18 protein-coding genes and 1 riboswitch are annotated in these 20,255 nt (G+C 35.9%); of the genes, 5 read left to right on the top strand and 13 right to left on the bottom strand.

The annotated features are described in order from the left end of the window. Nucleotides 1-68 precede the first annotated feature (68 nt). Together NSS74_RS08305 and NSS74_RS08300 are read right to left on the bottom strand one after the other, a co-directional pair. Nucleotides 69-1,274, bottom strand: a complete 1,206-nt coding sequence (locus NSS74_RS08305; RefSeq protein ID WP_002142400.1) for a M20 family metallopeptidase — start codon at nt 1,272-1,274, stop codon at nt 69-71. A gap of 88 nt (nt 1,275-1,362) precedes the next feature. Then, nucleotides 1,363-1,464: riboswitch (SAM riboswitch) on the bottom strand. 75 nt (nt 1,465-1,539) lie between these two features. Continuing rightward, nucleotides 1,540-3,849, bottom strand: coding sequence for an AAA domain-containing protein (locus NSS74_RS08300; RefSeq protein ID WP_002142401.1), 2,310 nt, complete (start codon nt 3,847-3,849; stop codon nt 1,540-1,542). 115 nt (nt 3,850-3,964) lie between these two features. Between NSS74_RS08300 and NSS74_RS08295 the strand changes: the two genes are divergently transcribed. Next, on the top strand, nt 3,965-4,357 hold the full coding sequence (locus NSS74_RS08295; RefSeq protein WP_002142402.1) for a VOC family protein: 393 nt from the start codon (nt 3,965-3,967) through the stop codon (nt 4,355-4,357). Between the two features lie 145 nt (nt 4,358-4,502). Beyond that, on the top strand, nt 4,503-4,826 hold the full coding sequence (locus tag NSS74_RS08290; protein WP_002142403.1) for a hypothetical protein: 324 nt from the start codon (nt 4,503-4,505) through the stop codon (nt 4,824-4,826). Nucleotides 4,827-4,878: 52 nt separating this feature from the next. Here NSS74_RS08290 and NSS74_RS08285 read toward each other — a convergent pair whose 3' ends face one another. The 5 genes from NSS74_RS08285 to NSS74_RS08265 all read right to left on the bottom strand — a co-directional run bounded on the left by NSS74_RS08285 (nt 4,879) and on the right by NSS74_RS08265 (nt 12,205). Next, entirely contained in the window at nt 4,879-5,211 is a 333-nt protein-coding gene (locus tag NSS74_RS08285) for a DUF1904 family protein (protein WP_002142404.1), read from the bottom strand. Between the two features lie 284 nt (nt 5,212-5,495). Further along, nucleotides 5,496-5,804, bottom strand: coding sequence for a monooxygenase (locus NSS74_RS08280; RefSeq protein ID WP_002142405.1), 309 nt, complete (start codon nt 5,802-5,804; stop codon nt 5,496-5,498). Nucleotides 5,805-5,987: 183 nt separating this feature from the next. Continuing rightward, nucleotides 5,988-6,737, bottom strand: a complete 750-nt coding sequence (locus NSS74_RS08275) for a class I SAM-dependent methyltransferase (RefSeq protein WP_002142407.1) — start codon at nt 6,735-6,737, stop codon at nt 5,988-5,990. Nucleotides 6,738-7,023: 286 nt separating this feature from the next. Next, nucleotides 7,024-10,221: a bifunctional P-450/NADPH--P450 reductase gene (gene cypD, locus NSS74_RS08270; protein WP_002142408.1), complete on the bottom strand. Its 3,198-nt coding sequence runs from the start codon at nt 10,219-10,221 to the stop codon at nt 7,024-7,026. A gap of 505 nt (nt 10,222-10,726) precedes the next feature. Next, nucleotides 10,727-12,205: an MDR family MFS transporter gene (locus NSS74_RS08265; RefSeq protein ID WP_002142409.1), complete on the bottom strand. Its 1,479-nt coding sequence runs from the start codon at nt 12,203-12,205 to the stop codon at nt 10,727-10,729. Between the two features lie 455 nt (nt 12,206-12,660). Between NSS74_RS08265 and NSS74_RS08260 the strand changes: the two genes are divergently transcribed. Beyond that, nucleotides 12,661-13,230: a hypothetical protein gene (locus NSS74_RS08260; protein ID WP_002142410.1), complete on the top strand. Its 570-nt coding sequence runs from the start codon at nt 12,661-12,663 to the stop codon at nt 13,228-13,230. 203 nt (nt 13,231-13,433) lie between these two features. Here the strand turns inward: NSS74_RS08260 and NSS74_RS08255 are convergent, their stop codons facing one another. From NSS74_RS08255 to NSS74_RS08240, 4 genes are all read right to left on the bottom strand, one after another. Further along, entirely contained in the window at nt 13,434-13,832 is a 399-nt protein-coding gene (locus NSS74_RS08255; RefSeq protein ID WP_002033128.1) for a DUF1259 domain-containing protein, read from the bottom strand. Between the two features lie 319 nt (nt 13,833-14,151). Next, complete coding sequence (locus tag NSS74_RS08250) at nt 14,152-14,319, bottom strand: hypothetical protein (RefSeq protein ID WP_002142413.1); 168 nt, start codon at nt 14,317-14,319, stop codon at nt 14,152-14,154. Between the two features lie 530 nt (nt 14,320-14,849). Beyond that, nucleotides 14,850-15,173: a PepSY domain-containing protein gene (locus NSS74_RS08245; protein WP_002137174.1), complete on the bottom strand. Its 324-nt coding sequence runs from the start codon at nt 15,171-15,173 to the stop codon at nt 14,850-14,852. Nucleotides 15,174-15,193: 20 nt separating this feature from the next. Further along, on the bottom strand, nt 15,194-15,664 hold the full coding sequence (locus NSS74_RS08240) for a hypothetical protein (protein WP_002190111.1): 471 nt from the start codon (nt 15,662-15,664) through the stop codon (nt 15,194-15,196). A 176-nt stretch (nt 15,665-15,840) separates the two neighbouring features. Here NSS74_RS08240 and NSS74_RS08235 point away from each other — a divergent pair, with 176 nt between their 5' ends. After that, nucleotides 15,841-16,515: a response regulator transcription factor gene (locus tag NSS74_RS08235; protein ID WP_002128055.1), complete on the top strand. Its 675-nt coding sequence runs from the start codon at nt 15,841-15,843 to the stop codon at nt 16,513-16,515. Beyond that, complete coding sequence (locus NSS74_RS08230) at nt 16,512-17,885, top strand: sensor histidine kinase (protein WP_002190112.1); 1,374 nt, start codon at nt 16,512-16,514, stop codon at nt 17,883-17,885. Before NSS74_RS08235 ends, NSS74_RS08230 begins: the two co-directional genes overlap by 4 nt. A gap of 259 nt (nt 17,886-18,144) precedes the next feature. Here NSS74_RS08230 and NSS74_RS08225 read toward each other — a convergent pair whose 3' ends face one another. Beyond that, complete coding sequence (locus tag NSS74_RS08225; RefSeq protein WP_002017170.1) at nt 18,145-18,360, bottom strand: hypothetical protein; 216 nt, start codon at nt 18,358-18,360, stop codon at nt 18,145-18,147. 352 nt (nt 18,361-18,712) lie between these two features. Next, the gene (locus NSS74_RS08220; protein WP_340813382.1) at nt 18,713-20,158 is read right to left on the bottom strand and encodes a L,D-transpeptidase family protein; all 1,446 of its coding nucleotides are present in this window, start codon (nt 20,156-20,158) and stop codon (nt 18,713-18,715) included. Between the last annotated feature and the right edge of the window lie 97 nt (nt 20,159-20,255).

Here is a 20,255-nt window from a genome sequence, read left to right as displayed (position 1 = left end):
AGCCATAGGCTGGTTCTTTTTTCATTCAATTTCCTACTAGAAAATCCAGAGATACGTCTCCTTCTCACCTACCCCTGATTCCTCTGCTCCTCCCTAAACTCCTCCTTCACCTTTTCTAACAAACCTTCTTCTGTAATTAATCGATACGCCGTATTTGCTAGTGCTTTTGCGGATGTAATTAGCGCTTTATCTCCTAATTCTGAACGAGCTGCTTCTCTAAATTCATTCGTATGCGCAATTAAATCGTCTGGACCGATTTTAATGTACGGATGAATTGTCGGTACGACTTGGCTTACGTTTCCTGCATCTGTTGAGCCAATTCCTACTCTTTCTTTACGGTTTACATCTTCACCTAGTAGTTCTAACTCTTCCGCTACGACGTCATTAAATGTTTTTGTTACGAGTAGTTCATCGATTTCATTTTGGAATTGATGAATTTTTACTTTTGTACCTGTTGCTAACGCTGCTCCTTGTGCGCTGTTTTTTACTTTCTCTGTTACTTCCGCACATCTTTTTCGCGTTGCCGCGCGGATGAAGAACCTTGCTGATGCGTAGTCAGGAATAATATTAGGTGCTTTTCCGCCCTCAGTAATAACACCATGAATTCTCACATCTGATGGGAGTTGTTGGCGAAGTGCATTAATACTGTTATACAGCTGGATAATCGCATCTAATGCGTTAATTCCTTCTTCTGGTGAGGCTGCTGCATGAGCTGTTTTTCCGTAAAAATGAAAATCTAGTGGATCAACTGCTAGTGACGGACTCGTTGGAGCTGTTTTTCCGCTCGGATGAATCATAAGCGCCGCATCAATGTTTTTAAATAAGCCAGCTTTTACATAACTCGATTTTGCGCTACCATTTGGCCCGCCCTCTTCTGCTGGTGTTCCGAACACGACAACTTCTCCGCCGATTTCCTCAAGCGTTTCTGATAACGCGATCGCTGCTGCAACGCTAATTGTTCCGATTAAATTGTGACCACACGCATGACCGAGTCCTGGTAAAGCATCATACTCAGCTAAAAATGCGATAACTGGTCCTTGTTTCCCGGAACTTTTTCGCGCGATAAATCCTGTTTCATGACCAGCTATATTGTGCTGCAACTGAAATCCTGCGCTTCCTAACAACAAACTTAACGTTCTTGATGCGTAAAATTCTTGGTTACCAATCTCCGGATTCGCATGAATATTATGACTTGTTTCTATGTACTTTTCCTTATTTCTTTCTATACTCTCTTCAATTGTTTTTCTTTGTGACGTTACTCCTGTCGCTCCCATTTTTCTTCCTCCTTTTATTTTCACGTAAAAAAGCCTCTTTCTAAAAGATAGAAAGAGGCTTCTGTATATACAGTCAAAATGAGCTTCTTTCTTATCTTTCAAGTTACCTTGCTGGAATTGGCACAGTATTCATACAGAATCCGCTGCCGAGGTGTCATAGGGCCAGTCCCTCAACCTCTCGTGATAAGAATTTTCATAAAATTATATTAAATTATTTTCATTCTAAGTTCATTCCAGGCAAAAGTCAAGGAATTCCTATCTGAATTTACCGAATATCTAAAAACCCTTTTAATACGCCAATTGTTTCAGGTGCTTGTAATCTTGCACATATGTACGGAAATTCCATACTACCTTCAAACATCATTTGAGATGTAAGAGGTGCTCCTGCCCAAAAGATTTCATCATCGATTACGATAAACGGGAATGCTTTATTTTGTCTTTGTAACTTTACATTTTTTAACGGAACTGGTCCATCACTATACACTGTTATTTGCGCATTTGTACGCATTAACGCTTGCCAGACTCGCTTATCCACTTGCTTTGTACTTGGAAGTGAAATGATAATTTTTCGTTTTGCGGCTAAAATATCTTTCAATAACCCTTTCGGCTCTTCAAGATTCATTTCCATAAACCAGCGTAAACGTTTCGAGATTTTTCGCTCCCACAATTGTCTTGATGTCGTGCGATCATACACATCTCCGTGACGTTCTATATGAGCTGTTAATTGCGATAACGCTTGTTTTCTCGAAAGATTTTTACGCATGTAGTGGCAATCTGATAATTGAATGAACTTCCCTCTCGCTCTTGTCACTGCAACGTTGACGAGGCGATGATTTTTATGGTCAAAGAATAACACGCCAGGTCGTTCTTGCGGATAACTATCTACCGTATCAAAGATCATCATATCTCTTTCAGACCCTTGAAACTTATGAACTGTCGCCGCTAAAACTGGTATGTTTTGATATTTCGTTTTCTGCAACATTTCTCTAATACACGTTGATAAAAAGCGGGACTGTGCCCTGTAAGGCGTAACTACACCGATAGATTGAACACCGTCTAACAATCCAATTAACATCATTTGCATCGCTACTAAACCAGACATAATATTAAAACGAGAACCGGAAGCAGCGTCTTTTAAAGAAAAGGCTCCCATTAAGCTCGTATCAAATAAAACACTCGCCTCATTTGCGAACGGTTGCAGTTTCGCAAGTTCTTTACGCTCTGAAACAGATGGATGATCGTACACTCTATTTTTATAAATAAATGAATTCGTAAACTTAGATATATCCGTATGCATACGTCTTTGCTCCTGCAGCATAAAAAGGTTCGGATGTGCTTCTGATTTATTTACAGAATCAACAATCCCTGCATGATAAAACATATCTTCACCGAGCCATTTTCGAACGAGTTCATGGTTCGCCATCGCAATCGGAGGTAACTGTAAAAAGTCACCACAAACGACAATACGTTTCCCAAGTGAAGCAGCTAATGCGATTTGCGGAACATAAGCCATACTTACTTCATCTACGACAACTAAATCAAATGTACGCTCATAAATAAGTGAATCAATTGCACATTTCGATAAAGTCGCACCGATTACTTTCGCATTTTCAATGTATTCTTTTTCTACTTCTTTAATTTTCGCTTTTTGCTTTCGAAGATCACTTTCAATCTCTTGTATACGCTTCTTATCAGCAGAAGTCGCTTTATATGATAAAATCTTTTCACGAAGATCTTGTCGTGTCTCTTCTAAATAGAGTCTTTCTTCTCCCCAAGATCCATTCGTCGTTTCAACTAACTTCGATGCAAGTAACGTTTCATGATTTCGTATATGTTCATGTTGACTATAACCGTAACGAACAATTTCGCCAGGCGTCCATTTCTTTTTCTTCTCAATTTGCTTCGTTACCTCGCTCATTAATACGTCTACTGCCGCATTACTATGAGCTAACACAAGTACCGATTTTCCTTTTTGATAATGAGCCGAAATAATACGTGATAAATTGTACGACTTCCCTGTTCCCGGTGGTCCCCACACGTACGTTGTTGGATTGTAAAAAGAACGATACGCCAATTCATTTTTCGTATTTTTCATCTTTTCAAGATGTTTCGGACTGCTCGTCCCATCAACAAGACGCTTTATACGATTACGTTTTAGCTTATCTTTATGTGCCTCTTTCAATCGCTCTTGTAGTTGTTCTAACAATTGCCACGGTTCACTGTATAAAACCGCTTCTCGTATTTCACCTTGTATATAATCATTTAATTTCAGTTCTATTTCTAATCCATGTACAGATAATACTTCCCCCGTCGCTTCCTCACCATCGAACTCAATTCGAATTGGTGAACCTTCAGGTAAGCTTACTTCCGAAATAAGCTGAAATACGTATACTGTACTTTCATAATCTGTATATAAAAAACGACCGTTCATGATAGAAATTTTACTACCACCTATCGTTTTCCAATGTTTAATTTCATACGCTAATGCATAATGCCACTCTTTCATCGTTGCCGATAATGAAGGAGTTTGAGTAGTTGTATTCATCGTATAATCTCCTTCCTTCTCCCCAAACATACTTTCTCACTATACCATATAACACGCTAAAATTTGTAAGGTTTTTATCTTGCTTATTTTCTTAATTTTCAATAATATATTGTATATAATTTTCAGAAAGAAGGAAGGAATCTACATGCCAGTTAGAAGAATAGAACACGTTGGACTTATGGTTGCAAACTTAGAAACATCTATCTCATTTTATGAAGAAGTAGTCGGCTTACAACTCATTAAACGTATGGGACATCCAAATCCAGACTTAAAACTCGCTTTTTTAGGTGTGGAAGAATCGAAAGAAACGATACTTGAACTAATTGAAGGTTACAACTCTTCCCTTCCGGCAGAAGGAAAAGTACATCACATTTGCTTTAAAGTGGATTCATTAGAAGATGAAATCAAAAGACTAGAAAGCCACAAAGTAACATTTTTACTAGGCGAAGAAATTGAAACATTACCAGATGGAACACGTTACATATTCTTCGCTGGTCCTGATGGAGAGTGGATTGAGTTTTTTGAGACGGAGAGATAAAGTAAACCTTTATTTTGCGGGATAGAAAAAGAGCCGGAATTCCGGCCCTTGTTTTTACAAGTGCATATCCAGTAACAATAAAACATACCTCCAACCTGAGAATTCACCAAGATTAAAAACACAATCCTTTTGTTAGGAGTAGAGAATGATTAATACAATCTATATTATTATTTTTTGGATACTTATTCTATTTCCAATCCTGTATATAATTAAGATACAGCGCTGGAATATAAAAGTGGCTGCCGTATTTGTTGGAAGGATCCTATTAAGTATTATCTTTTTCATAAATGGAATGGTTTTAGGAATGCAACGAAATTGGTCAGAGCCTCCCTATGAAACAGAATGGGATTTCTTTATAAAATCTTTATTAAACGGGAAAACTGATGCACTTATACACTTGGTACTTCTAATTATTATCATTACTTTGGATCTAGTCATCACATTTTATTATATTAATAAAAAGAAATAGGGTGTTCTCTCCTATTTCTTTTCTTAATGTTATAAAAATCTTTCAAATAGCTCTAACTTGCACAATGCTTCCCGTTAATATAATACGCTGATTCTGTGAAAACCGTAAATACAACCTCTACTTCTGGAAGTCCAAAATCCATTACATATGTAGTAATGGCCTTGGCAAATCGATCACGAATTTCCTGTCCACGCTCGAACCATTTCACTTCAATAAGAGGAAACGCTTCTATTTCTTCTCCATTGAATACAAACGTAGAACTTGGTAGTTCCAAGGTGAAATTATCCGTACCACACTCACAAATATCTGCGAGCTCTTCTACTAATGGCTTGCTTATGCTTTTTAATTGTTCAATAGTAATTCCACGAAACACAACATGCGGCATGTGAATCCCTCCGTTAGATAGCTTTATATTTGCTCACATCATAACACAATTTATTTTGCTGCACTAACATCTATTGGTACATTTCAATGACATTCTTAAGAATGATCATATGTTATTGAAGCAATACATGTATTGTAACCTGAAAAATAATAAAGGGGTATTGTCACATCGATATCAAACTATCAAAAAGAGATGACCCTAAATTAAAAAACACGCTATTCTTTCTGTAGCATCAATTCAAAAAAAGAAGGGATTACCCCCTCCTTTTTTGAATTCCGTGTCCCTCAATATTTACTATAACCACGATTCAGTTTAGTTAACTTTTCATTGATGTGAAAAATTCTTACTCTAATATCTTTAACACCAGATGCTTGCAGTCTATTTTTGTGCATTTCGGCGTATTTTTCAGCATCTTGTTTTTCTTCAAATACATAGATGCCTCCTGCTTCTTGCGTTTCTTGATTCTCCGTCCATATTTTCCAATGGAATCCGTCTTCTTCATTAATACTTTTTGCTAAATTCAAAAATGCTTTTTCCATTTCTTCACCAAAAGGACCTTCAAACGGAAAATCAACTTGTAGTAAATATGCCATTTTCACTCACTCCTATGTTCAATATTTTCACAACCTCTTTTATAAAATAATTACAAAATGATAGCAACTTGAACGCATACAGTTTAACGGCTTTCGGTTATGTTCTTTAAAAAAACAGCCATTCCTTAGTGAAACGGCTGTTTTCGTAATTCAATAAAAGCTCCCAGATTGCGGTAAATATTTTTAAAGATTATTTTGTTTTTTTGACTTGATTATAATAAAAGATGGACTTCGCGATTCGTTTATTAAATCTGGCATTTTCTCTATCCCTGCCAAAGTTGATTGCGGTTCGATTATTTTATCCAGCGAAAGCCCGTGTTCAATTAAAGTATTTATTAATGTAGCAACGGTTCTATGATAAATAACCACACTATCGTCAACAAACCAGTTGTGTACTCTGATTCCTTCTTCTTGATAATTATCTAATGCCCAGTGTGATTTATTACCATCCTCAGTTTTTATCCAATGGTTGCTTCCTTTGCGAGCTGTTGCTATTGGGTGTTCGGTTGAAAAGATAAATTCACCACCGCTTTTTAATAATTCATTAATCTTTTGAATCATTGCCGAGTAATCTTCAATGTAATGTATAGAGAGGGAACTTATAATCAGGTCGAACTTTTGATTGGCTAGTCCCATATCCTCCATAGGAAGACACATAAATTCTATGTTATCATCCTGATTTAACTTTTTAGCACGTTCAATCATATTTTTGGATATGTCTACACCTATTACGTTTTTTGCACCATTTTCTATACAATACTTTGAAAAATGACCATCACCGCAACCCAAGTCTAGTACCGATTTTCCTTTCAAACACAGAATTAATGATTTGATTGCTGGCTGTTCTATGAAGTCATTAGCATTTATTCCACTTTCACGCAACGCTGTGTAGTTTTTGAAGAAATTCGGATTATCGTAAACATTTTGTCTCACTTACATCACTCCTCTGATAAGGTTTTCATAGATTAAGCTGATTTCTGTTTCCAAATTACCATACTAACCATAAAAATTTTGTCATCCTTTTATTCATGTTGTGTATATAAAGCATAAAGATTGTTGGATTTTGAATCAACATATACGTCCCTTTTATTTAAAAATAAGAAAACCCCATATTCAATAAAAAATACAGGGTTTTTATAAAGCAGTTTATTTTGTTTAAAGTTATACTTAGTCGAAAGAAGTTCGTAAATTAAATATTACTTATCTAATTAAGAAGAATTTAGATTCCGGCCCAAACATCTTTTCCATATCGCCCTTCTTCTTGTACACGATCCAGCCAATTCCTTGCTTCTTGTTCACTGACTTCATGAATTTCTTGATATGCTTGACAAAGGGTGTCTTCTACGTCAGGAGCCATTTTACTTCCATCACCACATATATAAAGATGCGCCCCATTATCTAATAACGAAATTAAATTGATTCTATCTTGTTTTATTAAATGCTGTACATATGTTTTAGGATATCCTTCTAGGCGGGAAAAAGCTATGTGTAAAGAGATTAATCCATCTCTTTCATCATTTTCTAGTTCTGTACGATAGAGATAATCCTTTTCAGGATGACGACAACCAAAATATAGATGTGCTTGTCCTAAGTTAATACCTTTTTGCTTTTGAACACGACGCGCTTGCAAGAATCCACGGAATGGTGCAACTCCAGTACCTGGTCCAACCATGATAATTGGTGTTTCTGGATTTTCAGGTAATTGAAAGTTTGATTGTGGCGTTCGAATGAAACATATAATCTCATCTTTATTATGACGCTGAGCTAAATAATTAGAAGCGACTCCTTCATATGTCCCTTCCCCACTCCATGCAGGTGCATTAACAACACCAACTGTAATGCTCAGACGATCCTGTGCAACGAGTGGAGAGCTTGAAATAGAATAGTAACGCGGTTTGAGCGCAGGAAGAAGTTCTAAAAAGCGTTCAAATCGGATTTCACAAGCCTCATACTTTTCAAGAAGGTCCAACATTGACATACGTTTCTTTAATATTTGTTCATGATAAACTCCCTCTTCCAATAATAATTCCAATTCCTTTTTATGAGGAGGGCATGCTGTAAATGTCACCATTTCTCGTATTTGTGCTCGAGTGGCTGCTTCTTGAACTTCTACACTATAACTAAGAAGGTCAAATAAACTAACAGGACTGTCTAAAGGTATGTGATTTACACTTCGTCCACTTGCACTCAATATGACTTGATCCTTCCCATTTAATCCAAAGCGTTTTAAAATTCGGTTGACATTTTTCTCACTATTAATTGGCAGCACCCCAAGGTGGTCACCTTCTTGATACGTAGCGCCTTCTGGCAAGGATATCTCAATATGTCGCGTGCTTCTTTCACTGCTAGATGATTGAAGTTCACGATTTTCTAGTATAGATGCATAAACTGCTTCATATGTTCGCGCAAGAGGAGATCCTCCAAGACGACTAACAAATTGTAAACTTAATGTACTGCGTTCTTTCTCAATGTTTTTGTTAAGTTCCAATCCAAATGCCTTCATCGCATCAGACCACATACTTTGTTTCCATTGCTCGAGCTGTTCCTCGAAATCACCACTTGCATCCGCTTCTCCACGTGTAGAAAATCTTGTTGCTCCTTTTTGAGCCATTTGCTCATCAATGTATCTTGGAATTCGCTGATAAGTACTAGCCCAATTATGATCTCCACAACCAAAAACTGCGTATTGAACACCTTTTAGCTCATCCGATTTTAATTCCTCCAACCATTGCACAAACTGCCCTGCATTACTTGGTGGTTTTCCATTATAAGAAGAAGTTACAATAAGAACCGCCCCTTCTTTTGGCAGACTTCCAATTCGATCGTTAAGTGCTACCACTTCCGTTTGAACACCTTCTAAACTAGCTGTATCTGCTAGTTCTCTTGCAATACCTTCTGCTACCCCTGTATCCGATCCATACAGAACAAGAAGCGAAAGATTATCGGCTCCAATAATAGAAGGAGTCTTCTGAACTTGCTGTTCGATTTCATCGTTTTTCAGTTTCTCCTCTATAGGCGCAAGAACAGTAGTATGGCTAATAGTTTGATTTCGGGGTAGAATCCTAATTTTAAAATCACCAGGCTTTAGCGTTAATGTTTGTTTTACGTCCAGCTGATAGTCTTGATAATCGATGAATTCAAAATGTTGAAGAAGCATCCCCATTACGAGTGTGGCTTCATGAAGTGCAAACTGCATACCGATACATGCTCGTTGACCATTTCCAAATGGCTTATAAGCATGATGGGGAATCTTATCCAGCTCTTCAAATCGTTCAGGTTGGAATTCTTCCACATTGTCTCCCCACGCGTCTTTATCCCTATGTAGCTGTGGAATAAGAACAGAAATACGATCTTCTCCTTTCTTAATTGGATATTTCCCACCAATCACTGTATCTTCTTTTGCATAGAGACTGAATGCTGGAGCAGTAGGCCATAGACGTAGCGATTCATTTAAAATCATCCGGATATACTTTAATTTCATAACTTGTTGGTATGTTGGAGTGGGATCTGTTAAAACCCGATCTACTTCTTCATAGGCTTTTTTCAATTTATCTGGATTCTTTAATAAAAAATAGATTGCAAAAGATAATAATCCACTTGTTGTTTCATGCCCAGCTATTAAAAAAGTGATAATTTGGAAACGAATATTTTCATCATCTAATTTTTCACCAGTTTCCGGATCCTGCACATTTAACATACGGGAAAGTAAATCATTTTCTTCCTGATTTCCACTACTTTTACGTTCAGCAATAATATTATCTACTAAAGAAAACATAGATTGAATATCATGCTGAAATTGACGTTTCGTTCTCCACATGAGTTTGTCTTCTATATCCAGCCGCTGTAATTGGTGCATCGCCTCATCTAGAGCACGGCTCATGCTAGTAATAAAAGGATGAGGGGTCTCACGATAATAGCTATTAAATCGATAATTAAAACCACATAGACCAATTGTATCCAATGTAAGGCGAGTCATATCCTCTGGAACATCTACGTTTTCATTCGGATTAAGCCGTGCCCATTTTTGAACGAGTTGTACAGCAATATCAACCATCATAGCATGATAATCTTTCATTGCTCGTTGGCTGAATGTAGGCATCAAAATATTATGAGCTTTTTTCCAGTTAGGCTCGTGAGTCTCGCTTGTAAATAATCCGTCTCCAGCAAAGGCGCGAACTTTCGCTAAAGCACCCTCTATACTTTTATCAAATCTTGTTTCGTCACAGACTTCTGCTACCAGTTCATGTCCAGAAACGACAATGATGGTATCACTTAAAGTTTGAATTCGAAAAATGGGACCATACTCTTCCGCTATCTTGATAAAGGATAGGGTCGGTTTATCTTTATCGATTAATGGGAGATTCCCCAGCAATCCATATGTTTTCGGTTGAGGAATGGCAGATACTTTTTTATCCATTAAAAACACCCTTTCAAAAAAGCATGAAATAAAATATCCCATTCAATAAAAAGAAGATAGCAATGAATCGCCTGGGATAAAGATATGTAATTGATTACCTTATTTTATCTTTTCCCTAACTATTCACGATTATGATATTGCTTATAAGGTTGGTAATCTAAGTTGTTTGTTGATATTAGATTTATAACTTGCAGAGAAAATACTAAATTAAAATGAAGCGTATTATTATAATGTTTATCAGAAATTGAGAGCTAAAGATTGTAGTATTGGGAAAACCAGTAGTTCCTAATGTCAATTCAAACAAATACGATAAGCAAGTATACTGTGTTACTAATGAAAAAGGATCTGATATGAATATCAGATCCTTTTTACTATATATAATTATTTCACTGGTTCTTTTCCAAATTTAAATACCAGCGCCTTAGCAGCAGAAATTTGCATTTCTTCATAGTCTAACTAAACAGCAAAAACTTATAGGAATCATGATCTTAAGTTTTATTTTACTCTACCGATTTAACCTCTCGACAGCTTCCGCACTTGTATCTACACGTTTAACGAAAAAAACTAATAGTAGTGCAACAACATTCATGCCAAGCGCTACATAGAATGAATATTGAATTCCGGATAATAAAGCCTTCTGAGTTAACATTGCCTTCGTAGCCTCTGTGAAGGTTGTAGGATCTACATCAACCATTAGACTTTCAGCTTTTGTTTTTGTTACAGAATTCATAATCGTAACAAGAATAGCAGTACCAATCGAACCGGACACTTGTTGAGCTGTATTATTAACAGCCGTACCGTGCGGATTTAAGCGCGTTGGCAATTGATTAAGACCATTTGTCATAAGTGGCATCATCACCATCGCCATCCCAAACATCCGCAGTGTGTAAATAAGAATAATATGCGTGTGACTAGAGTCGAGTTGCAGGTTTGCTAGCATATAAGTTGAAACGGCTGTAATAGAAAGTCCTACTATACCAAGAATACGAGGGCCATATTTATCAAATAGTTTACCTGTAATTGGTGACATAACCCCCATTATTACCGCACCTGGAAGCATCATCAGCCCAGAGTTCAGCGGCGAAATGCCACGGACGTTTTGTACATAAGCTGGCGTTAAAATCATACCCGAAAACATTGCCACCGCGTTGACAATTGCAATTACAGACGCAAGTGCAAACATTGGGTACTTGTAAACACGTAAATCCAATAACGGTTCATTCATTTTTAATTGGCGGACAATGAAAGTAACTAGGGCAATAGCGCCTATGGTTAAGGTTGTTAAAACAACTTTATTCGTCCAACCGTCGGAGCTTGCAGAACTGAATCCATATAACAAACCGCCAAAACCGATAGAAGATAATAGTAATGAGAGATAATCAAGTTTTGCATTTTTGTTTTGTCTCATGACATTCTCCGATTTCCAAATCCCTAACAGTAAGCTAATGATTGCTAACGGTAAAATCATTTCAAAAAGCAAACGCCAGTCATAATACTCTACAATATAACCCGATAGTGTCGGTCCAATTGCTGGAGCTGTAATCATAACTAATCCAAAAATCCCCATTGCTGTTCCCCTTTTTTCTCTTGGAAAGCTTACTAGCATAATATTCATTAACAAAGGCCCCATGACTGAAGAACCTGCTGCTTGAACCATCCGGCCAGTAAGTAATAAACTAAAGTTCGGTGCTAAAGCCGCTAAGGCCGTACCAAAAATAAAAATCACCATAGATGTAATAAATAAGCTCCTATTGGAGAAGCGGGTTATTAAAAATGCTGATGCCGGAATTAATATACCACTTACAAGCATATACCCTGTAGAAAGCCACTGGATCGTCGAATAATCTTTAATGTCTAAATCCTTCATTATTGATGGCAAAGCTACATTTAAAAGCGAGTTATTTAGAAATGAAACAAATGCCCCAATAAAAAGGATTACAAGCATTAAATATGGTGGTTTTCTTTTATGTAATGTTTCACTCATATATTCATTTGCCCCTTCATTATAAATTCCATTGATTCATTTAAATCTTTTGCATATCTGCACAAGAATACATTGTCCTTGCTGTATTTTGCCAAACTCTTCGAATGGATATTCTCTTTTTAGCAATTCTACTTGCTCAACATAACATTTTAAATTTTTTTTGTTGATTAAACCTTTATAAACACGTTTGTTAACCGAAATTAAATTAGGCTGAAATAAACAAAAGGAGCAACTGAAAATACCCTTCTAAAAGCCCCCCATCTAACTTTTTTGCTTTCGCTGAATTTTGAGGGGACGGTGTCTTACTGTCCACAAATAGCGGAATAAATCAACAAGACCACACACCCATTCCTTTAAATACGGGCTTGTAAATCTAGTTATGTAACCATCCATAAAAAGGAATATTACATAGGCTAAGTCTAACATTACATTTTTAAAGTGAGGGGAATAAGCTTATGCACCAATATTGGTATTTGAATTCAAATGGAAACGGGGAGCAATATAATAACCAAATTTCAATGTCATCATTACATTCACAACCTCAAATAACTAAAGCTCAGGGAATGGATGGTCTGAAGGTTCCTGAGAATTTGAGTTGTCGATTCTATACATTTGGTTGGGATTCACCAGCCAATTATACGGGTTTCACTCCCGAGCCCCCTCCCTTCCCTTTAGGTCAGCCAATCCATTATGCAGGGATGATGCCCCAAGGACATCCTGCTAATTGGGCTCCATTACCAGGCCATGCAGGTTTTAATTTTCAAAAACCTCCCATCCCCTGGCCCCAACCATTCAATCATACAGGGATGTTCGCACAAGGTCATATTGCCGCTTTACTATCACCGCCAGCCAAAGCTTTTCATTTTAATACCAATAATAACTGGGGTGTTTTTGGAAATTCTCCAGGATGGGGGAATAACGGGCAGCCAGGAATGCTTGGAAACTTACTGACAGCAGGAAAAGGAACCATGAATGGAATCGGAATGCTTAGTAGTCTAATCGGTATGGGAAAATTCTTCTTTTAGTTAATTAGAACGGGAGGATAGGTCCATAGCTCAAACATGCCCCCTCAATGTATTTATTGTATGGTTCCAGTACTCCCTCCAAGTTCGTTTGCTAGTCAAGCGAACTTAATTAATAAAATACAAGGGAAAACCTTCATCTTATGTATGAAAGGATCTTTCAATTAAAGATCCTTTTATATTGCTCATTTAACTAAATAAATTGGTTAATTGCATAACGCTCTTCTAACTTTCCTTGCGAAACTTAGCGGATCATCAACGTCTTCGATATTAACGTAAATTAAATTCGGCTCATCACATAACCACTCATTGTGTATAGACGAAACGATTATTCCTTGTTTAATAATTGTAGCAACAAATTCAGTAACTTCTTTTTGTAAGAGCGCTATCCGACCTAGACATAATGCCTGTCCAGTTTTATTATCTCTTGATTCGAATGAGAAGGAAGTTGTTACTCTAAAACGTTTTCCTAAGATAGTTGCTTGTATTTCATCCCGATTTATTGTTGCCACGCATTTTCCACCGGCGAATCCTTCTTGGCCACCGATAATTCTTGCAAACTGTTGACAAATTAATTCATCATTAATCGCCATGCCTTTAATCATCCCCCTTTTACTGTTAGGTTATGAATGAATACATCGGTCTGAAACGGTAATGAATCTATTCTATTACAAAAAAATGATAGCAATCTAACGAAATCTATTAGCTTGATTACTTGAATTAACTCGGCTATTATATGTTAAAACATTTTTAAAGAGCATAAAAAAGACACCCTAAGGTGCCAGCCTCCAACTTGAGAATCGTATCTATGTATGGAGAAATTTAGAAAAGACAAATACTAAAGATAAGGTTCTAACTATAATTTATAGAGCTCTTATGCCATTAATTAATTACATTGTTCATCATAAGAAGAATCCCGTTATATTACTTTCTGACCAGTCTCGTTAAAGCCATCCCAATAAATCCAGCGCCCATTCCTATTAGCCATCCAGCATGAGTATCGCCTAATATAGATCCCACTCCTCCGCCAAGAAACATGCAGCCAACAAATACTAATCCTCCAATTCCCAATTCGTCCGTTCCATAATTCAATCACACCCTTTCAATAAAACATATGCTTTTAGCTATCTAAACTTTCTTGCATAGGATGGTTAATTTTTTTGCTTAGGTTTAGCACTTTCAGGGATATCTGCTTTCAAATTGGATGCTTAGTACTCTATTTTATAATCTAAAACATTGTTTATGGTGTTAACACCACATGTCTATAAATCTAATAGAATAGGTTTCCTCAAAACGAAAAATTAGAGGCTTTTATAGCAATGAAGTTCATTTTTCTTTATTTAGCTAGCCGGTAGTTTAGTTTAATAAGTCCAAATGATAAGATAGATGCTTTTTTAAAGGATAAAAATGGTGGAGGAGAATTTAAAACCGTTATCAATTATGGCGAATATGAGACTTTTAGATATATTTATTAACTCAATTGTTCTTAAACTAACGGAGTGCTAATGTTAAATAAGTAGCATTTTTTACTTCCGCTAACGAGAATTATTTAAATAAGCTGTCCATATGGGCAGCTTATTGGATTTTTTCAAATACGCGATATTTTATTTGTCGATAATTTTTTAATCTTCATTATTGATTTCTATTGTACCTGTTCTAGCACTAACCTTTAAAATATTTAACAGATTATCAGGTGTCTTGATTTCCACTTCATATTCAAATTTAGATTGTGCTAAGTTGTCATCTTCTAATTCGAATTCTTTTTTCACATTAATAATTTCTCCATTTGTATGAGCTAAAGAAATTTCACGAACTTGTTTCTCTGTATAGTTTTCATTCTTTTTCGCATAATTGTAGCCCATACCATAATATCCACCAACAATAGCAATACCACTTACTAAAATAGCAATTACGCTTATAATTATTTTCTTTTTATGTTTTAACATTTCCATCCACTCCTTAATAATTAATCATTTATTCCAAATCTTGCTTCAAGTACATTTTCTGCTTGCTCTAATTGATCTTCAAGTATATCTTGTTCTCTTTCTTGTATTTGATATTGTTCAACAGTTATCGTTCCAGCGTGAAAATCTGCTTCTAGCTGATCATCAGATAGATCTATCTTGTCATCTAATTGGTCAATTTCTTTTTTTGCTGCTAAGTACGTATTTAAGTTATCTTCTTTTGCTCCAACTGGTTTCGTATTATTTGCCTTTTCTACAATAGATGTGACTTCGTTTTTGAAATCTTGTGTTTGCTTAGTATCATTCATAGCAGGCCCTGTTTTGTGTGGTTCTTGTTGTAGTTGCGTACCTTCTTTTTGTGATGTATCTTTTTCTACTTTCAGTTGTTGTATTTCTGTATCGTTATCAGCTTGAGTAGAACAAGCTGTTAAGAATAAACAAGACATTGCTCCAATCATCATCCATTTTCCCATTATGTTCTCCTCCCTTTACATGTGCACCTTATCCATGTCCTTATATTACTGAACAAACATTAAAGGAAGATTAATGCGCAAAAAAATAAAATGATATAATTAAATAGTTTCTAATCTTTCTTTAATGTTTCGGAATTATAGTGATACATATAAATAAGAAGAAAAGGAGAATGTTAATGCGAGTTCTTATTGTCGAAGATGAAAAAGACTTACAAAATATATTGGTAAAACGATTAAATGCAGAATATTATAGTGTCGATGGATGTGGGAATGGAGAAGATGCTTTGGATTATATAAGCATGGCTACCTACGATTTGATTGTGCTTGACATTATGATTCCCGGAATAGATGGTTTACAAGTATTACAAAGATTACGTGCGGACAATAATACAACTCCTGTCTTGCTTCTTACAGCTAAAGATACAATTGATGATCGCGTAACAGGACTCGACTTAGGTGCGGACGATTATTTAGTAAAGCCCTTTGCTTTTGATGAGCTGTTAGCAAGAATTCGAGTGTTGATGCGAAGAAAAACAGGAAATACATCTAATGTGTTTGAAATCGCTGACCTAGTGGTGGATTGCAATATGCATAAAGTAACAAGAGGAGATCAAGTTATCAATCTTTCCAGTAAAGAATTTGCTATTTTAGAATATATGATTCGTAATAAAGAAGTTGTGTTGACACGAGATAAAATTGAGCAACATGTGTGGAATTACGACTATGAAGGTGGCTCGAATATTATTGATGTTTACGTCCGCTATCTTCGCAAAAAAATTGATAGCCAGTTTGAAACGAAGTTAATTCATACAGTACGAGGAACTGGTTACGTATTGCGAGTAGAATCATGAAAAGACTATCAATAAAAATGAGAGTGACCCTATGGTATACGGGGCTAGTTGTAATTATTATGGCACTCGTGTTAGCTTTTATTTTAACTTCTTCAGATAAAGTTTTGCTTTTTAATATGAAAAATCAATTGAAGAGCACAGTAAAAGAAAGTGTTGAAGATATCGAATATAAGCATGGGCAGTTAAAGATTGACGATGAATTTGAAGCCTTAGAAGATGGAGTAAATATCATCATTTATAGTAAACAAGGTGAGCTGCTGGCAGGACATAATCCAACAACCTTTAATAAAAAGGTATCGCTTAAATCCGATGAAATACAAACCATTAAAGACGGTAATAAGGAATGGATAGTATATGATTTTCTCCATAATGTAGGCGGCGATGAGCAAGTCTGGGTTCGTGGCATAATGACCATGAATCAATTATCATCGACCATGAATACGCTTATTGTGGTAACACTCATCTCATTTCCATTACTTATTCTCATTGCAGCAGCGGGAGGATATTTTATTACGCAAAGAGCGTTTCGACCTGTGCAACAAATGAGTGATTCAGCCAGTGAAATTGGTGATGGTAAAGACCTTTCGAAGAGAATTAATTTACAAGGTTCATCGAAAGACGAAATGTATCATTTAGCACAAACCTTTGACAAAATGTTTGAGCGATTGGAGACATCATTCGAAAGTGAAAAACAATTTACATCTGACGCATCTCATGAATTAAGAACACCAACATCTGTTATTATTTCGCAATGCGAATACGCTTTATCGCAGAGGAATAATCCGAAAGAAATGGAAGAATCGTTAGAAGTAATTTTAAGGCAATCGCGTAAAATGTCCGCGTTAATCTCGCAACTCTTATTATTAGCACGAGTTGACCAAGAAAAGCATAATACTTTTCAATTTGAATGTATCAATATGAGTGAATTAACGGAAATCGTTGTAGAAGAGCTTTCATTAATGGTTCAAGAAGCTTCGATTAATATAACAACAAATATAGAGGAAGACCTGTTTATTAAAGCAGATCAAACATTGATGATGCGTTTATTAATGAATTTACTAACGAATGCGATTGCCTATAGCAAAGCGAACGGCACTGTGAATATGCAACTGTTCCGGGATGAAACCAACATAATAGGTAAAGTCTCCGATAATGGCATAGGCATCAGCGAGCAACATATTGTGAAAATATGGGACCGCTTCTATCGAGTTGACGCAGCACGAACATCTTCAAACAATGGAAACACAGGTTTAGGATTGTCGATGGTAAAATGGATTATAGAACTACACGGAGGAGAAATTACCGTTGAAAGTGAATTAGGAGAAGGCAGTACTTTTACATTTAAACTACCTATTGAAAACCGAGCATAATGTATGCTCGGTTTTAGCTTTAGAATACAGATTGATTAAAAAGCTCTCTTCAGTCCTTGTTTAATAATTGTAGCAACAAATTCAGTGACTTCCTTTAATCAACATAGATCATGCACTATGAAATAAAGTGAAACTTTAATCAGCTCCCAACAAACTTCTGTACCACCTAAATTTTGAACTGTGAGTTTTACTTTCCACAAATAGTAAGAAGCTAAATATATAGTAAAACCCCAGAAATCCAAAGGTCTCTGGGGCTCCATTATATATTTAGCTCTTTTTGCTTTTTGTTTTGTTTATGTCTATGCAGCAATTTTCGACTTATGAGAGAAATCAGTAATAAGATCAGTATTAGTACGAAAAGTTGCATAAATGACAAATCAAAATATTTAGCACCTGTAACTATTAAAAGTGTAGAAATCGTACCTTTTACAATGAAAAAAATAATAATCCATAATCCGCCTTTTTTCCAGTTCATTTTTATTTTACCCTTTCCTACGCTTAAATTCTTAAATGGGACACCTTAATAGAAATCTATTATATTAATAAAAAAGTAAACTTTTTCACAAAAATCATGTCCAATTACATGCGACGATTTCATAATAAATGAAAATGATATTCAGTGTCAATTTTATTGACTATTTGAATATCTATTTATCATCTCAATCTCTTTCTACTTCGTTTCTTATAGGCAATGAACTCTTGTTTTCAAACAAAAAAAACACCTCCATTAAATTTGCACACTAAATATGCGAATTCAAGAGGTGTTTTTTCATGTACCATCAGATAAGATTTCCTGCTTTATTTATTTCTTGATACGTAGCTATTTTCTAGTACACAATAACTGGATCATTAGTGTTCAAACTGTCATATACAGTTTTTGCAACATTAGGAAGAAGGTTTACACACCCGCCTGATCCCCCTGTTAAATAAGCATTATTTGCCCAGTCTTTTCGCCAGCCTGCATCATGGAATCCTTGGCCGCTATTTGTGAATGGAACCCAGTAATCTACCTTAACTGCATAATCAGCTTTACCTACTGCGCTGCCTTTCAGCGTGTATGGTGTTCGTTTATATAGAACGTACCACACACCTGGTGATGTATCTTCACTCGTGCTATGTTTACCAGTTACTACATTTGTTGTGACGACTAATTTCCCATCTTTATAAATCCAAATTTGTTGATCTGCAATTGATACTTCCGCATACGTGTCTCCGATGCCATTATTCGATGTTGTTTCATAACCGATACCTTCCTTCTCCCAACCATTTCCATGGATATTAGAAGCAGATAGCGATTTTTCACCCTTTTCAAAAGCTTGTTGAACTTGTTTTGTTTCTTTTTCAACATCTAGTGCCCAGCCGTAGCCTTGTCCTTTTACTGATATGACCGAACCGGAATGGGTTTTAAAGCTGAAATTTTTATTTAATGTTGATTTAGCATTATTAATTTCAGCAATCTTATTCTTAATGTCGCTCGCATCGATTGTAACTTTCATATCCTTTGACATAGAGGCATTCTGAATTAAATCTTTCGCTTTTAAAGGATACACTTCATTCTGCACTTTATACTCAACAGACTGCCCAAGAAGATTCTGTAGTGCTTTCTCCTCTTTTTTGACAATCGGATCGTCTTCTTTAATAGGCTTTATGTATGTAGACTTCAGATGAATTTCACTTTTATACTTCTGCTTGTCGTAATCTTTCAGTAGACTAGTAACGTCATACTGTTTTCCATCAACGCTCTTCGAAATAACAACTTTTCCTTGTTCAAGCTTCGCCATAGCATCTTGAGGCGCTTTTAATTTTTCATTCATAGAGATGAGCTTTTCTTCTACAAGTTTTTTCATCGTTTCACTACGATACTGATCCGCCTTTTCCGGTAGCACTGAATAATTTTTTTCCTTTGAGGAAGGGAAAAATGTCCACTGGCTTTTTAATAGTTTCTTAACTTGAGGAAAATCTTTTTCCGTAAGTTCCGTTTTTGTATCTTTTTCATCTAAAATTTGTTGTTGATCAACATAGACTTTGTTTTCTAGTCCAGATGTTTTTAATTTCTGTATTGCCTGATCAGCGTTCAGACCACCGACTTTTGTGTCATTAATCGTAACATTTGAATTGAAGTGAGTTGCCTGATAATAACTCATTCCTCCAATGAGAAGTACAATTACACCAACACCCGCTGCAATAAGCTTCCAATTTGTAAAATGTTTGCTTGATCTTACTCGTTTTCTCTCAACTTCTTCAACTGATTCATTTATTGGATTATTGTTCATCAATCTTTCCCCCGTATACATTAACGTCAATCGATTTTAAACTAAAACCATTGACTAGTGTACCTTATTTTTCCTAAAATTTCATTATTTTTAAAAA

The organism is Bacillus sp. FSL E2-8868, from assembly GCF_038005505.1.
GTDB lineage: Bacteria > Bacillota > Bacilli > Bacillales > Bacillaceae_G > Bacillus_A > Bacillus_A mycoides.
This window is presented reverse-complemented; position numbering and strand designations above follow the sequence as displayed.

Bases quoted from the DNA above. Each gene is read 5' to 3' on its own strand.
- NSS74_RS08305 (WP_002142400.1), bottom strand. From the start codon at position 1,274: ATGGGAGCGACAGGAGTAACGTCACAAAGAAAAACAATTGAAGAGAGT.
- NSS74_RS08300 (WP_002142401.1), bottom strand. From the start codon at position 3,849: ATGTTTGGGGAGAAGGAAGGAGATTATACGATGAATACAACTACTCAA.
- NSS74_RS08295 (WP_002142402.1), top strand. From the start codon at position 3,965: ATGCCAGTTAGAAGAATAGAACACGTTGGACTTATGGTTGCAAACTTA.
- NSS74_RS08290 (WP_002142403.1), top strand. From the start codon at position 4,503: ATGATTAATACAATCTATATTATTATTTTTTGGATACTTATTCTATTT.
- NSS74_RS08285 (WP_002142404.1), bottom strand. From the start codon at position 5,211: ATGCCGCATGTTGTGTTTCGTGGAATTACTATTGAACAATTAAAAAGC.
- NSS74_RS08280 (WP_002142405.1), bottom strand. From the start codon at position 5,804: ATGGCATATTTACTACAAGTTGATTTTCCGTTTGAAGGTCCTTTTGGT.
- cypD (WP_002142408.1), bottom strand. From the start codon at position 10,221: ATGGATAAAAAAGTATCTGCCATTCCTCAACCGAAAACATATGGATTG.
- NSS74_RS08265 (WP_002142409.1), bottom strand. From the start codon at position 12,205: ATGAGTGAAACATTACATAAAAGAAAACCACCATATTTAATGCTTGTA.
- NSS74_RS08260 (WP_002142410.1), top strand. From the start codon at position 12,661: ATGCACCAATATTGGTATTTGAATTCAAATGGAAACGGGGAGCAATAT.
- NSS74_RS08255 (WP_002033128.1), bottom strand. From the start codon at position 13,832: ATGATTAAAGGCATGGCGATTAATGATGAATTAATTTGTCAACAGTTT.
- NSS74_RS08245 (WP_002137174.1), bottom strand. From the start codon at position 15,173: ATGTTAAAACATAAAAAGAAAATAATTATAAGCGTAATTGCTATTTTA.
- NSS74_RS08240 (WP_002190111.1), bottom strand. From the start codon at position 15,664: ATGGGAAAATGGATGATGATTGGAGCAATGTCTTGTTTATTCTTAACA.
- NSS74_RS08235 (WP_002128055.1), top strand. From the start codon at position 15,841: ATGCGAGTTCTTATTGTCGAAGATGAAAAAGACTTACAAAATATATTG.
- NSS74_RS08230 (WP_002190112.1), top strand. From the start codon at position 16,512: ATGAAAAGACTATCAATAAAAATGAGAGTGACCCTATGGTATACGGGG.
- NSS74_RS08225 (WP_002017170.1), bottom strand. From the start codon at position 18,360: ATGAACTGGAAAAAAGGCGGATTATGGATTATTATTTTTTTCATTGTA.
- NSS74_RS08220 (WP_340813382.1), bottom strand. From the start codon at position 20,158: ATGAACAATAATCCAATAAATGAATCAGTTGAAGAAGTTGAGAGAAAA.